Origin of the sequence: Aerococcus viridans, from assembly GCF_002871935.1 — a bacterium.
GTDB classification, from domain to species: domain Bacteria; phylum Bacillota; class Bacilli; order Lactobacillales; family Aerococcaceae; genus Aerococcus; species Aerococcus viridans_B.
The window spans coordinates 50,383-65,915 of the sequence record NZ_PNHQ01000005.1; the positions used below are offsets into that span (position 1 = coordinate 50,383).

Consider the following 15,533-nt stretch of genomic DNA (forward strand, 5'->3'; position numbering starts at 1 on the left):
TTATTTGAATTTAGTCTTTTTGAGTAAAAAATTGACTATTCCGTCGTTTAGCCGCTTCAATATCTTCTTCACTAATAGCTGGATCTTGATATTGGGGTCCACGTAAAAACATAGCGTCCCCAAAGGAGAAAAAGCGATATTCTTCAGCCACTGCATGTTGATAAGCGGTTAAGACATGCTCGCGACCTGCAAAGGCTGAAACCAACATAATTAAAGTTGATTTAGGTAAATGGAAGTTCGTAATAAAGCTATTAACTACTGTAAATTGATAGCCTGGCGCTATAAAAATATCTGTCCAACCAGAATCTGCCTTGACCTCTCCATCAAATTTAGTACCTATCGTTTCAAGTGTCCGAATTGAGGTTGTTCCAACTGCAACCACTTTATGCCCACCCTGTTGAGCACGACGAATTTTATCTGAATTTTCTTGATCTAAGCTATAGAATTCTGAATGCATTTTATGTGCATCAATATCATCTACTGAAACCGGACGGAAAGTCCCAAGTCCTACATGTAGCGTTAAGTAGGCAATATCAATTCCACGCGCTTCTAAGTCCGCCATAAATTCTTGGGTAAAGTGTAAGCCTGCGGTTGGCGCAGCTGCTGAACCATTTTCTTTAGCATACACAGTTTGATACCGATCTGGGTTATCTAATTTCTCTTTAATATATGGTGGTAAGGGCATTTCACCCAAAGCTTCCAAAACTTCTAAAAAGATGCCTTGATATTTAAATTCAACAATTCGCCCCCCATGATCAAGTTCTTCGGCTACAACTGCAACCAACTGACCGTCGCCAAAAGCGATTTCGGTGCCAACACGAATACGGCGCGCTGGTTTGACTAGTGTTTCCCAGCGGTCACCTTCTGTATTGTTTAGTAACAATACCTCTACATGTCCACCTGTATCAGGTCGGATACCATGTAAGCGTGCTGGTAATACCCGCGTATTATTTAATACCAAAACATCACCTGGTTCCAACTCACTTGCAATATCTGGAAAATGACCATCCTCATATTCGCCTGTTTGTGCATCTAGTTTCAACAGTCGACTAGCCAACCGATTTTGAATCGGTACTTGTGCGATCAGTTGTTCTGGTAAGTTAAAATCAAAATCATTTGTTGTTAATGTCAATTAAAATTCCTCCGAATAGGGTATGCCTAAATGGTCGAATGCCTTTGGTGTAGCTAAACGTCCACGTGGTGTTCTCTGCAAGAATCCATTTTGAATTAAGAAGGGTTCATACATATCTTCAATCGTTGTTGCTTCTTCTGAAATATTGGCTGCTATAGTTGATAAACCAACTGGTCCACCACCATAATAGCGAATAATTACGTCTAGAATTTTTCGGTCGGTTTCATCTAAACCTGCCTGGTCTACCTTCAGAATTGCTAGGGCTTTATTCGTAATTGCATCATCAATTAATCCGTCCTCGTGGTATACCTGGGCAAAATCACGAACACGTTTTAAAAGACGATTAGCAATACGAGGTGTCCCCCTAGACCGCATACCAATTTCTTTAGCCGCCTGGTCTTTAATCGGCACTTCAAATAAATTGGCTGTTCGCTCAACAATTGTCGCCAATTCCTCTATTGTATAGTAACGTAAATGCTGGACTATCCCAAACCGATGCCGTAGCGGTGAAGATAAGGCACCTGGTCTCGTTGTAGCCCCAATCAGCGTAAAAGGTGGTAAAGGAAAGTGTACGGGATGAGCTCCTTCATCTTGCCCAACAATAATATCTACCTGGTAATCTTCCATAGCAGAATAAAGCATTTCTTCTACCACCCTTGGCAACCGGTGAATCTCATCAATAAATAAGACGTCTCCAGCTGATAATTCATTAAGTAAAACCAGTAAATCCCCAGTTTTTTCAATAGCTGGCCCAGACGTTGTTTGAATATTAACGTTCATTTCATTCGCTATAATATTCGCTAAGGTTGTCTTTCCTAACCCTGGAGGCCCATAAAGAAGGACATGGTCGAGCGCTTCATCACGATTTTCTGCCGCTTGTATATAGATGGCCAGTTCTTCCTTTAATTCTGTTTGGCCAATATATTCGCGTAAAAACCTAGGTCTTAAAGACAAGTCTTGTGCATCCTCTGCTTGCTCTTTGGGCGAATGAATTTGTCCGTTGTGAATGATCTCAACTCCTAAATCTTCAGCTTCGAAATCTTCATGATGATCAAAGTTCATAGTAGTTTCCTCCTTTCATATAATGCATATCTAAGTCCACGCACCACTATTTAGGTTTTGTAATAAATTTCAGTGCGATACGGATTGCTTCGGCTGTAGTTGTCACACCAGTAAAGTCTGCATTTTTTACTACTCGGTTAATCTCTCTTTGACTGTAGCCAAGACTAGCCATAGCTTCCTCCAATTCGTGCAGGAATGGTGAATTGACTTGTTCTGATACTTGAATGTTCAGACTTTCTTGCTTAAATAAGTCTGAGGACGGTAACTCAGCTAAAACTTTTGGTAGTTTTTCTTTGAGGTCCAGTATAATCTGTCCGGCTGTCTTTTTCCCAACACCTGGAAATTTCATTAAGAAAGTATTGTCTTCTGCCTGAATGGCTTGGACTAACCCTGCATGATCATCTAAAGAAAGAATGGATAAGGCTGACTTAGGACCTATCCCTGAAACTGAAATGAGTTGGAGAAAAATGGTCTTTTCTTCTTGTGATTTAAATCCATATAAGCGAATGTCATTCTCTGAAACAGATTGATACAACCAGATTTTTACTGGCTGGTCTTGTCCAATTTTGTCTGTAAAACGATAAGGATTGGCCATATAAATATAGTAGCCAATCCCATCCGTTTCAAGGATAACAGCATCTGGATAGACACTCTCAACCTGACCTATCATAAATTCGTACATTGTCTTACTTCACTAATGCTTTCAAGTCGCCGTATCCTTCTTTATCCATATCTTCTAAAGATATGAAACGAAGTGAAGCGGAGTTTATACAGTAACGTAAGCCACCTAATTCAGCTGGTCCATCGTTGAATACGTGACCTAAATGTGAATCCGCATCTTTAGAGCGAACTTCAGTGCGTTTCATACCGTATGAGGAATCTTCCAATTCCTCAATTTCATCTGCCATAATTGGTTTAGAAAATGATGGCCAACCACAACCTGCATCAAACTTATCAGTTGATGCAAACAAAGGCTTACCACTCACGATGTCTACGTAAATGCCTTTTTCATAGAAGTCATCATACTGACCAGTAAATGGGCGCTCGGTTGCGGAATTTTGTGTGACTTCATATTCTAACTCAGATAATTTTTTTAAACGTTCTTCTTTATTATAGTCTTTTGTCATAATGAAACTTCTTCTCCTTCTGAATAATCTAGATAACCTAGTATATTTTCTTTTTTAGTTACTTATATTCTAGCATAATATTCATCTATACACGAAAATCTAGATTAGGACTTTACTTATAATTGTGGTGATTCATGCGGATCCTGAATCCGTTTAAACATCCGCTCAATTTCATAATTTGAAAAATGAACTAAAACAGGTCGACCATGCGGGCAGTTATATGGGTTTTTAGTATAAGCCAAGTCATGCAACAACTGCTTAGCCTGCATATCATCTAAATAATGATTGGCTTTAATCGACCGTTTACATGACATCATAATTGCCGTTGCCTCCCGATAGTTCCCTACTGTTGCTTTAGGGTCTTCTAAGACTAGTGCAATCAGATCTTCAACAATTTTTTGGACATTCTTCTTACCCATCCAAATTGGGTGTTGTTGTAATTGAAAGGCGTTTGGGCCAAATGGTTCTAAATCAATACCCATTTCCAATAACTTAGGACGGATTTGTTCAATTTCTTGCGCTTCAGATGTTGAAAAATCAAAAACAATTGGGAGCAATAGACTCTGCATGGCTGTTCCAAATTCAACAATCGTATCCCGGTAGTACTCATACTTAATCCGTTCTTGTGCTGCATGCTGGTCTATCATGTACATACCCGTCTCATTTTCTGCTACTAAGTATGTTCCTTGCATTTGCCCAACATAAGTTAAGTCTGGAAAAGAACTATTTCTATCAACCATCGCCTGGTCAAGCTCCCTGACCTGTTTAACAGTCTGCCATACCGGTTTATTATGTGATTTAGGTAAGCTTACTTCCTTTTCCGTATCTAAATAAGTGATGCGGCCTTTTGCCTGGTCTTGACTCTCACTCTCAATCTCTGTTTCCTCCACAACTTGCGCTTCGTCCCGTAAATAACTCGGCACTTGGATTGGTTGCTCGCCTTCGTTTATGCCCTTATTTTCTTTGGAAGAAGCGTTACCTTCACCTGGCTGATGTATAGTGTGCTGATTGGTTTGACTGACATTGAAATCGAAACTTGATTGTTCACCAAGGTAAGTGGTTGGTTGATTTAACGGACGGTAATGATTTTGCTGGTTCTGTTCCAAACCATCAGTTTGACTAGAGCTTGTTGTATCCGTACGCACTTGCCGATTTTCTACTGCTAGTTCTAGATTATCCTCATCTTCATCTGCAAAAACATCCGGTATCCGTTGAACTGGTGCTAACGCTTTAATAATGCTTGCCTTAATCATTTCATATAGGTCATCTTCTTTTGAAATACGCACTTCCTGTTTGGTTGGGTGAACATTCACATCAATTAATTGGGGGTCCAGTTCTATATAGATAACTGCAATTGGATACCGTCCAACCATTAATTTAGACCCATACCCTTTAAGGATTGCTTGGCTTAACTTATAGTTTTTGATAAACCGCCCATTGACAAAAAGCGACATATAAGACTTACTAGCCCTTGTGACAGTAGGCAAGGAAACGTAGCCAGAAATTTGAAAATCTAAGCTCTCACCCTTAATCAAAACCATATCTTTAGCCTGTCTAAACCCATAAATCGCAGCTAAAACTTCATTCACCCTTCCCTTACCATTCGTTGACAATAAGGTCTTGCCGTCATGAGTATAGTTAAAACGAATTTCTGGGTGTCCCAATGCTTCACGGTTAATAATGTCTGTAATATGGGCTAATTCTGTTTGTAAACTCTTCAAATATTTCAACCGAGCTGGCGTATTATAAAAAAGGTTTTCTATCAATACCGACGTGCCTCGGCGCAATGCAGATGTCTTCTGGTCTATAATTTCACCATCTTTTAAGTAAATTTCACTCGATGATTCCCCATCCGAAGTATTCATGGTTACTTCAGAAACAGAAGCAATAGAAGGCAAAGCTTCCCCTCTAAAACCAAGTGTTCGTATCCTAAATAAATCATTTGAACTATATATTTTTGAAGTGGCATGTCGCTTAAAAGCCAACTCAACCTGATCAGCGGCAATCCCTCTACCATTATCAATGACTTGAATCGACCGCAAACCAGCTTCCTTAATATGAATTGCAATCTCACTAGCGCCGGCATCTATCGCATTTTCTACAAGTTCCTTTACCACAGAGGCTGGTCGTTCAACCACTTCCCCCGCTGCAATTTGGTTGGCAACTTGAATAGGTAATTCTTGTATCGCCATTTACATCATCCTTTATAGCTGGCTCTTTAATTCTGCTAAGAAATTTAAAGCTTGAATTGGTGTTAAATTATAAATATCTTCAGACTTCAATTGTGCAATCACTTTTTGACTCGCTGCATCCACTGGTTCATTATCTGATGCTTCTATAGGTGTATTTTCGGCCACCATATCAAATAAGGAAAGCTGCTGGTCTTTATTCACTTCATTTAAATTATTGTTTTCTAACTCATGTAAAACCGCTTGGGCATTCTTCAATAATTCTCCAGGCATACCAGCTAATTTAGCTACATGAATACCGTATGATTTATCTGTAGCACCATTAAATACCTTATGTAAAAAGACTAATTCACCATCTTCCTCACTGGCACCAACATGAATATTGGTTAAGCGAGGCAAACGTTCATCTAAAGCCGTCAACTCATGATAATGCGTTGAGAAAAGAACTTTCGCGTCGAAATGATCATGAATGTAAATTAAAATAGCTTGAGCTAAAGCAATACCATCATAAGTTGAGGTCCCTCGTCCCAGTTCATCAAATAGTAATAAAGAGTTATCTGTTGCATGTTGTAAAGCTTGATTGGCTTCCATCATTTCCACCATGAAGGTCGATTGCCCTGCTAACAAATCATCTGCCGCTCCAATCCGAGTAAAGATTTTATCAAAAATTGGTAAACGGGCCTCCTTAGCTGGTACAAAACAGCCCATCTGTGCAAGAATGACAATCAACCCCAGTTGTCGCATATAAGTGGATTTACCAGACATATTTGGTCCTGTAATCATTAAAATACTTGTTTCAGAGTCCATCTCAATATCATTAGGCACAAACTTATCTTGGCCAATAACACCTTCAACTACTGGATGTCTAGATTCTTTTAAATATACATCTCGTTTGTCTGTCATGAATTGTGGTTTTACGTATTGGTGGGTTTCTGAAATTTCTGCTAGCGACTGTAAAACGTCTATAGTTGCCACCGTACTAGCAATCGCTTGTAAGGTCGCTTGGTGACCCTTAACTTTTTCACGAACCTCTTGGAATAATTGATGTTCTAGAATTTGTGACCGCTCCTCAGCTTCAAGTATTTTTACTTCAACTTCTTTAAGCTCAGGCGTAATAAAGCGTTCAGCATTGGTTAATGTTTGTTTTCTATCGTAACGACCTTCTTCAAGCAAATGAAGGTTAGCCTTTGTTACTTCAATATAGTAACCAAACACCTTATTATAGCCGACTTTAAGTGATTTTATCCCTGTCTTCTCGCGTTCATCAGCCTGTAATTGCGCAATCCATTGTTGACCGTTGCGCATAGCATCTCGGTATTCGTCCAATTGAGGATTAAAGCCATCCGCAATCACATTACCATCTTTCAAAGTAGCTGGCGCATCTTCCCTTATTGCCGCTGAAATGGTCGCTGTTAATTCAGGTAACGCCGTAATTTGACCTTGAATAGTGGTCCAAACACTATCGTCTGGATTATCAACAGCAATCTGATTAACCGCATCGATAATACCAGGGATTCTACTTAAAGATTGATTTAACTGTAATAATTCTTTTGGATTCACATTACCCATAGCTACTTTAGCTACGAGTCGTTCTAAGTCGTAAACCCCGTGAAGTAACTCTTTGATTTCTAACCGTTGGAAATAATGTTCAATTAAATCTTCTACCTGAGACTGGCGTCGTTCAATAGCAGATAGTGAAATAAGCGGTCGATCAAGCCAATTTTTGAGCAAACGAAAGCCCATAGCAGTTTCTGTTTTATTCAAGAAGGCCAATAGCGACCCTTGTCGTTTCTTCGTTCTTACTGATTCCGTAAGTTCTAAATTACTTTTCGCATAATAATCCATATGCAAGTAATAGGCCACCTCATAATGACTGGCTGCTTGCCAATGGTCAATAGCTTGGTGGGACATTGAATTCACATAGGTTAAAAGCAAGAGTAGACCATTTAATTCATGGTCATCCGAGATATTTTTCAAAATCTGCTGATATTTGTCTTTAGTTATTGTAGCTTCCTCTGCAGTTAGATCATATGGAGATAGAGTAAAGGTTTGTAGATGTTGTAATGTTGTCACTTGGTCAGTTGGTACCGAGGATGAAATCACTAATTCTTTTGACTGCAATTGCGCAAATTCAGTTAGAACAGCAGTAAAGTCATCTAGGCTAGTGACTTTTAACTCTCCTGTACCAACATCTGAAAAGCCTAGAATATATCGGCCGTTTACATAATCAAGGACAGATAAATAATTATTCTCTATCATGCCGATACTATCATTCATGTAGGTGCCAGGTGTCAAGACTTTAACCACACCACGCTTTACCATACCTTTAGTGAGTTTTGGATCCTCTAATTGTTCAGCAATCGCTACTTTATAGCCTTGGCTTACTAGCGTTTTAATATACTCACTAGCTGAGTGGTACGGAATACCACACATCGGAATAGGATCTTCTGCATTTTTATTACGAGATGTTAAGGTAATTTCTAAAATTTGTGCTGCCTTTAAAGCATCATCATTAAACATTTCATAAAAGTCACCCAAACGGAAAAATAAGAAAGCATCCGGATATTGGGCTTTCATTTCATTGTATTGTGCCATCATGGGGGTTTGTTTAGTTTTTTGAGGCATATTAAATTCACTCACTTTTTCTTTTTACGTTAGGTTGCAATCTTTTTTGCATCCTTTTCGCTTTTAAATAATCTCTGTTATTTTACCACAAATCCTTACTCTTGTACGAATACGGCTATATGGTCCTAAACAACAAGTCACCTGTTATCACCGGTGGATAGCACTCTTAATGCAACTGGATTTTTGTGATTAATTTAATCCTATTGAATTCGTTTGCTTTATCCGATGAGGCCTTAGTTGTCTTTGATCATTATCAGCATAGCAAACAGATTTCTATCGTGTATCTATTAGTTGAACTTACTATCACTAATCAAAAATCGAGGCTGGGACAATAATCTCTCAGCCTCGATTTGCTATATCAAAATGTTTATCATCAGGTTTCAAAAGTCAGCATTGTTTGACACTTCCCAAAATGCGCCAATAACATTGCGTTATTATTCGATTTTTGATCCAGTACGTCAATGCTAAAACGACTTTTATCTCACCTTCATTTTTTATAATTCAGTATATTTATGATTATTGTTACGACTTTTTTCAATAGGATATTTCTCATTATTTTTGATTAATTTACGTTCAATGATTTCATCAATATCTAAACCTAAATTGTCTGCTAACATATAAGTGTAAATACAATTCTATCCAAAAAAGGGTCAGGCGTTTTGAAGACTTCTGACCTTTTTGCCTTTCTTATTCAAATTCTTTTAAGAGTATTTCTTGGCGTTTCTTTAATTTGGGGATATCATTCGCTATTAATTTATCCCACATAGAGATTTGGCTTCCAGTTCGACTGATCATCGATTCCTTTTTTTCATTAGTGAAGTCATTCCGCTTTATTGTTTCATATCTGGACCATGCTTCTTCCAGAAATTGATTATCCATCTCTTTAGAGATACCGGTTTCTAACCTAAAGCGATTCCCTTTTTGTAGAAGATTCAACTGGTTCATCTGGCTAGGAAACATCTCTAAATAGCCATTCGCTACAATATAAGCAGCAACTTCTTCATCAATTTTCTTGAAATCAAATTGTAAGGGAATATTCAATTTTTCAAATGTGGCATATGGTATTTCTTTCACCATGGCAGTATAGTCACCCATTTGGGCCTTAACTAAAGCTTTTTTGATTTTTATAGTATCCATATAGCTCTCCTAAATATGATCACTTTGCTGATGATTGATTGGCGCATTCTTATGATGGCGCAAGATATGGCGGTTATATCGTTCATCAGCTTTCAGGTATAAGACCTTACCTTCACCATCCGTAGATAAAGGAGAGGGGTCGCCCACTTCAGTTTCTGTTAGAATCCAATACATATTCGTGAACCCATATCGTTCAAAATCATCATCTCCATAACCATCTGTAAAGTAGACTGCTACAGTATCTTCATTGGTAAAACCTTGGTCATGAAGCCATTGATAAGCCGGGGCAAAACTGGTGCCTCCTCGTCCAGCAAATTCCATATCTTTTAAAGATTGAAATGATAACTGTTTTGCATACTGGACAGTCGTATCCACATGAACTACCCATACTTCAGCGTGTAAAGTCTTTTGTATATTGGCTAACTCACCTAATGAATATGCCAAGGCTTCTTCATTCTGTGAAGCTGAGGTATCAAAGAATGCCACTAATCGACTAGCCGTATCTAAAACACGACCTGGTAAATCCACTCGATGTGGCTGCCTTCTATTCATACGATTTTTAGACAGTTTATAAGGGACTAAAGACGTACCCATGCCTCTTTTAATAACATCTCGCCAGTTTAATGCCCGTTGCTTCGTAATTTGATCGATGCTGACTTTCACTTCACTTGACAATTTTAATCGTAATTCTTCAGTCATTTGACTGTAAGAATCTTTAATTAAACCATTCATCAACTTCCGGTATAAGTCCGCATGTTGGCTATTAGGCGTAATTGGCTGCATGGTACGGTTATTTTTCATTTCCTCTTTTAATTGCTTGGCTGAATCAATTCGCAGTTCTTCTGCTTTATTTGGGTCAAAATTGCCAGCTAATTGACTATATAAATCATCCATTTGACCAGAACCTAACATTTTATTAAAGGTCGACTCAGTTCGGTTGTGCCCCTGTTTTTTCGGATCATTCTTAACAGCTTTTAATTCATTATAGTAATATAACGTCCCAGCCTTTGGTAAAATAAGGCGATTTTCTGTAATATGCTTCACCCATTTTAAAGTTACCACCGTATCTGGTAAATCATCCACATATTGATTCACTTCAGCTTCCATCGCGACACTCATCACTTTAGCTGATTCTTCGTCTTTAAAGGCCCAATCATACTCGACAATATGACCAAATAGGACGTGATAACACATCTGTCTAATCGCCGCCAGCATTCCAGCAGGTGTTTCATAGTACAGATAAAATAAAATAGGGTTAATTGTCATCACCAAGTCTAATCCGCGAAAGCCAATGGTAATTGGTTTAGCGAGTGACCCATTCATTTCTCGGTCTGTATGAAAAAGAATCCCAGCGAAAAGCACATCCCTTGCACCCTTTGTTGAATCTTGATGATTCATCAAACTAGCCGTCAATATGCCTAGCAGTTGATTTTGGGCATCGCTAAATTTTTCATAGTCCTCATGTTGACCATGATTTAAAAAGGTTATATATGCAATACGCATTTTTTGAAAAGTGGTTTCAATATTTTCAAACTCGAAGGCGGAAAATAATTCATTCTCAGACACTTAAACACCTACTTTCTTCCATACACGCGCTTACGCATTAGCATTAACGGCCATTGTAATATCAAAAGTTTTCTCAACAAAGTCATCATTTTGATTCAAAGCACTATAAAATCGTGCCATTGCTGAATCAGCCGGTGCGTCATGCATCCGTTTAATCAAAATATAAATTTCATCAGGCTCAGATACTACGAAGATATCTGTGTACCGGCTAATTAGATCACTATTTTCAATTAAATCTGAATGATCCACAATATAATCTGTTAAATCTTCTATGACGCGTTTACGGCGTACTATTGGCATAGCTTGATATCTATCTAAAATACTTTCGGGTAGATGAGATCCTGTTGCTTGTACAACTTCGGTTGGTTTAATGAAATCAGTTTGTTGTTGTCTCAAAAAAGTTACAAGGACTTGCCCAGCCTCATCACCGATGTTTCCTTCAATACCCTCTATTAAGAACTCAAGATAATCATCCGCTAAATGATAAATATCATGTCCTGCATCTTCAAAAGCATATAATAAGTTAGATAATCGTTCATATGCACGAGGTGTGGGATTCTTATCTTTCGTTTCATCAATTACAATAAAGTATTGGCGACCATCCGCTTGTAGAAATTCTGTAATCAGTGGATGAATCATCGTACGATTTGGATTGTTCTCTTGTGTCTTTTGTGCAAAAGAAATAATCCAATCTTCTAAGTTAGCCCCCATTCTAATCCGCATCGTCCGGTCATTAATAGCCATATCACGAGCATTGGTTGCATATGACGTATTTTCAAACCCTTCTACATCACTTGAAGGGTTTTCAGCCGTAATAATGACCACATTATCAGGTAAAGCTTGTCCCATTAAATTACGTTGTAGTACTAAGTTCATTAACTCTCCTTGCACCATAGCAATCGGTCGATTAAATTCGTCCAAGAAAAGAATCACTTTACGATCTGGATCCGCTTCTGCTGCTGTAATCGCAGCTTGAATTTGTGGATTTAGATAATATTTGATATGGTCTTCTTTTGGTACCGGCATCGTTAAATCACCTGGTTGCAGTAAAGAACAGGTAATTTCAAAGTAAGCGAAATCATTATTTTTAGCTAAATCTCGAATCATTTGCGATTTACCAATCCCACCATGTCCGACAATATTAGGGACAATATCTGTATCTTGGGCTAATAGTAAATTCAATCCTTTGTATACAGCTGTATAAGGTAACCCAGCTATTCTATCTGTCATAATCTATTCACACTTTCTGTATTGATTGTTCCTATTTATTATACGAGTTTCACTTCTTAAAGCCATCTCTTTTCATATATAACTAACAAGGAATACATCATTGTATTTCATTATATCTGTATGATACTTTGTCCATCAATAAGTATGTTACTTATAAAAATATAGCCATCATCCTCATAGTAACATCCATCATTAAAATTGTCGTCTTAAGTTTGATGTTTTAGTGATCCACTTATTAATCATCAATTTCTTAATCTCCCATTTATATTATAAGCAATTAACATATAAAAGCACATTAATCATACAAAAATGACCATTAAAAGAAGGTGAGACAAAAGTCGTTTAGCATTGACGTACTGGACCAAAAGGCGAACAATAATGAAATATTATTGGAGACATTTGGGAAGTATCGGACAATGCTGACTTTTGGCACCCAATTATAAATGTTCTTATATAGCAAAAAGAGGCTGAGACATTTTTGTCCCAGCCTCTTGGTAAACTATTTTGCGTAATCAACCGCTCGTTTTTCGCGTATCACAGTTACTTTAATTTGTCCTGGGTAATCCAGTTCATTTTCAATGCGTTTTGAAATGTCATATGCTAATTCAATGGCTTTTAAATCATCTATTTCATCTGGTTTAACCATTACACGAATTTCTCGACCAGCTTGAATTGCATAAGCGTTATGAACACCGTCATAATCTTTTGCAATAGCTTCTAGACTACGTAATCGTTGGATGTAGTTTTCTAATGATTCACTGCGGGCACCAGGTCGAGCAGATGAAAGTGCATCTGCGATAGCTACTAAGCTTGCGATAACACTTGTTGCTTCAACATCACCATGGTGACTCGCTATGGCATTCACAACAGTTTCTGGTTCTTGATATTTGATTGCAAATTCGGTGCCAATTTGCACGTGAGATCCTTCCACTTCATGGTCGACGGCTTTTCCGATATCATGCATTAATCCAGCGCGTTTAGCTAGCTGTTCATCTTCACCAAGTTCTGCTGCCATTACACCTGCTAATTTAGCAACTTCGATACTGTGATTCAAAACATTTTGTCCGTAACTAGTTCGATAGTATAAGCGACCTAGTGTTTTCACTAAATCAGGGTGAAGAGCATGAATGCCTAAATCAAAAATGGTTTCTTCCCCTATTTCTCTTACTTTACTATCCATTTGTTTACGTGCTTTTTCAACTGCCTCTTCAATTTTGGCTGGATGAATTCGTCCATCTCCAATCAATTTATCTAAGGCAATTTTGGCAATTTCACGACGAATTGGATCAAATCCACTTAATACGACAGCTTCAGGTGTATCATCAACAATCAAATCAATACCTGTTAAGGATTCTAATGTCTTGATATTTCGTCCTTCTTTACCTATGATACGTCCTTTCATGTCATCATTTGGTAAGTGGACAACTGTAACTGTAGATTCTGTAACTGTATCCGCTCCAGAGCGTTCAATAGCCTGAAGTACAATTTGTTTTGCAACTCGATCTGCCGTATCATGAGCTTCTTGTTCAGCTTTTTTAATTAAAATAGCTTTTTCATGAGCTAATGTTTCTTCCATTTCTTTTAATAATAAGTTTTTAGCATCTTCGCGAGACATTGCAGCCACATTAACTAAAACTTCATTTCGTTTTTCAATTAATGCTTCTACCTCTTGCTCAGCTTCTGCAATTTTTTCCTTGCGGTCGCGTATAGATTGCTCTTCATCACTTAATTTATTTTCTTTTTCAGAAATAGATGCATCACGTCTATCCAATTTCTCTTCTTTTCGGTTTAAACGATCTTCTTGTTTCTTAACTTCACTACGGCGATCTCTAACTTCACTATCTACTTCATTTCTATATCGTTGCAATTCTTCTTTTGCGTTTAAGATAATTTCTTTTCGCTCAGATTCTGCGCTACGTTTAGCATTTTCAATGATTCCTTGTGCGGTTATGTGAGCTTCATCTTTTTCACGTTCTTGTGCTTGTAATAAAGATCTTTTTCCTACATAAACGCCACCCAATACACCAACAATTAAAGCAATGATAGCGAAGGCAATTTCAGTAAATCCCATAGTTTCACCTCCGTATCTATTTAATTGTGTTATTATTTTACATAAATATTAAAATACTATAAAACATGCATTACATGCACATAGGTTTATTTTATATTTAAGTGGAACGATTGTCAATCAAGTCAACCGGCAAAAGCATGATAGCCTTTTCAAAAAAATATAGTAAAAAAAGTCTTTCCGTCGTGTTTAAACAGGAAAGACTTTGTAAAAATATATTTTATTCTGTTTCTTCTTCAAACAATGCTGCTTGTGCTTCATCTTTTGTTTCCAAGGCTGCAAGTTCTTCTTCACTTAATTTACCATTTTGACCAAAACCAAAATGTTGACGAACTTGTGCATCAATTCTTTCACGAATTTCTGGATTCTCACGTAAAAATTGTTTTGCATTTTCACGACCTTGGCCAATACGATCTTCACCGTATGAATACCATGAACCAGCTTTATTAATAATATCTAAGTCAGCAGCTAAATCAACTAACTCACCTTCTTGAGAAATACCTTCACCATACATGATATCTATTTCCGCCACTTTGAATGGTGGGGCAACCTTATTTTTTACAATCTTAATTTTAGTTCGGTTACCAATTGCATTACCACTTTCTTTTATTTGTTCACCACGACGAACTTCTAAACGAACTGTTGAGTAAAATTTTAAAGCCCTACCTCCTGGCGTAGTTTCAGGACTTCCGAACATAACCCCAACTTTTTCACGAATTTGGTTGATAAAGATAGCAATCGTTTTAGTTTTATTGATGGTGCCTGATAATTTACGCAATGCTTGAGACATCAAACGAGCTTGAAGACCGATATGTGAATCACCCATCTCACCTTCAATTTCGGCACGTGGCACTAAGGCTGCAACGGAATCGACAACAATGATATCAATCGCGCCTGAACTCACTAAAGCGTCTGCAATTTCTAAACCTTGCTCACCAGTATCGGGTTGTGATAATAATAGTTCATCTACATTTACCCCTAATTTAGCAGCATATTCAGGATCTAACGCATTCTCTGCATCAATAAAAGCAGCAATACCGCCGCGTTTTTGCACTTCTGCAATAGCGTGTAATGAAACAGTTGTTTTACCTGAAGATTCTGGTCCATAAACCTCAATAATACGACCTCGTGGGTAGCCACCAACACCTAAAGCTATATCTAAAGTTAGTGAGCCGGTTGGTACTGTCGAAATTCTCGTATCTCCACGCTCACCCATTTTCATGATTGAGCCTTTACCAAAATTACGCTCAATTTTTTTCATTGCATCGTCTAATGCTTTTTGACGGTTGCTATCGTTTTTATCTATAGTCATGCGCAAATCCTCCTAAATGTTCTCTTAATTCTCTTTTATTTTATAATTCTTTTGCTAATTAAGCAAGAGAAAAAGCGAACGAATG

Annotated in this window: 11 protein-coding genes and 1 pseudogene; all 12 read right to left on the minus strand. The window is 37.8% G+C overall.

The features are described 5' to 3' along the window. Window positions 1-10: 10 nt before the first annotated feature. The 12 genes and pseudogenes from queA to recA all read right to left on the minus strand — a co-directional run bounded on the left by queA (window position 11) and on the right by recA (window position 15,448). A complete protein-coding gene (queA, locus tag CJ191_RS03020) occupies window positions 11-1,132 on the minus strand; it encodes a tRNA preQ1(34) S-adenosylmethionine ribosyltransferase-isomerase QueA (RefSeq protein ID WP_102198963.1) in 1,122 nt (373 codons plus the stop codon). Beyond that, window positions 1,133-2,194, minus strand: coding sequence for a Holliday junction branch migration DNA helicase RuvB (ruvB, locus tag CJ191_RS03025; protein WP_070468947.1), 1,062 nt, complete (start codon window positions 2,192-2,194; stop codon window positions 1,133-1,135). Window positions 2,195-2,240: 46 nt separating this feature from the next. Further along, the gene (gene ruvA, locus CJ191_RS03030; RefSeq protein WP_070468945.1) at window positions 2,241-2,876 is read right to left on the minus strand and encodes a Holliday junction branch migration protein RuvA; all 636 of its coding nucleotides are present in this window, start codon (window positions 2,874-2,876) and stop codon (window positions 2,241-2,243) included. A gap of 4 nt (window positions 2,877-2,880) precedes the next feature. Further along, window positions 2,881-3,321 (minus strand): peptide-methionine (R)-S-oxide reductase MsrB, encoded by a 441-nt coding sequence (gene msrB, locus CJ191_RS03035; RefSeq protein WP_070468944.1) that lies wholly within the window; start codon window positions 3,319-3,321, stop codon window positions 2,881-2,883. A gap of 116 nt (window positions 3,322-3,437) precedes the next feature. Beyond that, window positions 3,438-5,513, minus strand: coding sequence for a DNA mismatch repair endonuclease MutL (gene mutL, locus CJ191_RS03040; protein ID WP_102198964.1), 2,076 nt, complete (start codon window positions 5,511-5,513; stop codon window positions 3,438-3,440). Window positions 5,514-5,525: 12 nt separating this feature from the next. Then, the gene (gene mutS, locus CJ191_RS03045) at window positions 5,526-8,135 is read right to left on the minus strand and encodes a DNA mismatch repair protein MutS (RefSeq protein ID WP_102198965.1); all 2,610 of its coding nucleotides are present in this window, start codon (window positions 8,133-8,135) and stop codon (window positions 5,526-5,528) included. 494 nt (window positions 8,136-8,629) lie between these two features. Then, window positions 8,630-8,764: pseudogene (locus CJ191_RS03050) on the minus strand (MazG-like family protein); the annotation flags it as partial. 58 nt (window positions 8,765-8,822) lie between these two features. Beyond that, window positions 8,823-9,272 (minus strand): hypothetical protein, encoded by a 450-nt coding sequence (locus CJ191_RS03055; RefSeq protein ID WP_102198966.1) that lies wholly within the window; start codon window positions 9,270-9,272, stop codon window positions 8,823-8,825. A 9-nt stretch (window positions 9,273-9,281) separates the two neighbouring features. Beyond that, window positions 9,282-10,838 (minus strand): VWA-like domain-containing protein, encoded by a 1,557-nt coding sequence (locus CJ191_RS03060; RefSeq protein WP_102198967.1) that lies wholly within the window; start codon window positions 10,836-10,838, stop codon window positions 9,282-9,284. Between the two features lie 30 nt (window positions 10,839-10,868). Next, window positions 10,869-12,068, minus strand: a complete 1,200-nt coding sequence (locus CJ191_RS03065; RefSeq protein WP_102198968.1) for an ATP-binding protein — start codon at window positions 12,066-12,068, stop codon at window positions 10,869-10,871. A 499-nt stretch (window positions 12,069-12,567) separates the two neighbouring features. Further along, on the minus strand, window positions 12,568-14,139 hold the full coding sequence (gene rny, locus CJ191_RS03070; protein ID WP_070467928.1) for a ribonuclease Y: 1,572 nt from the start codon (window positions 14,137-14,139) through the stop codon (window positions 12,568-12,570). Between the two features lie 217 nt (window positions 14,140-14,356). After that, a complete protein-coding gene (gene recA / locus CJ191_RS03075; RefSeq protein WP_070467929.1) occupies window positions 14,357-15,448 on the minus strand; it encodes a recombinase RecA in 1,092 nt (363 codons plus the stop codon). Window positions 15,449-15,533 lie beyond the last annotated feature (85 nt).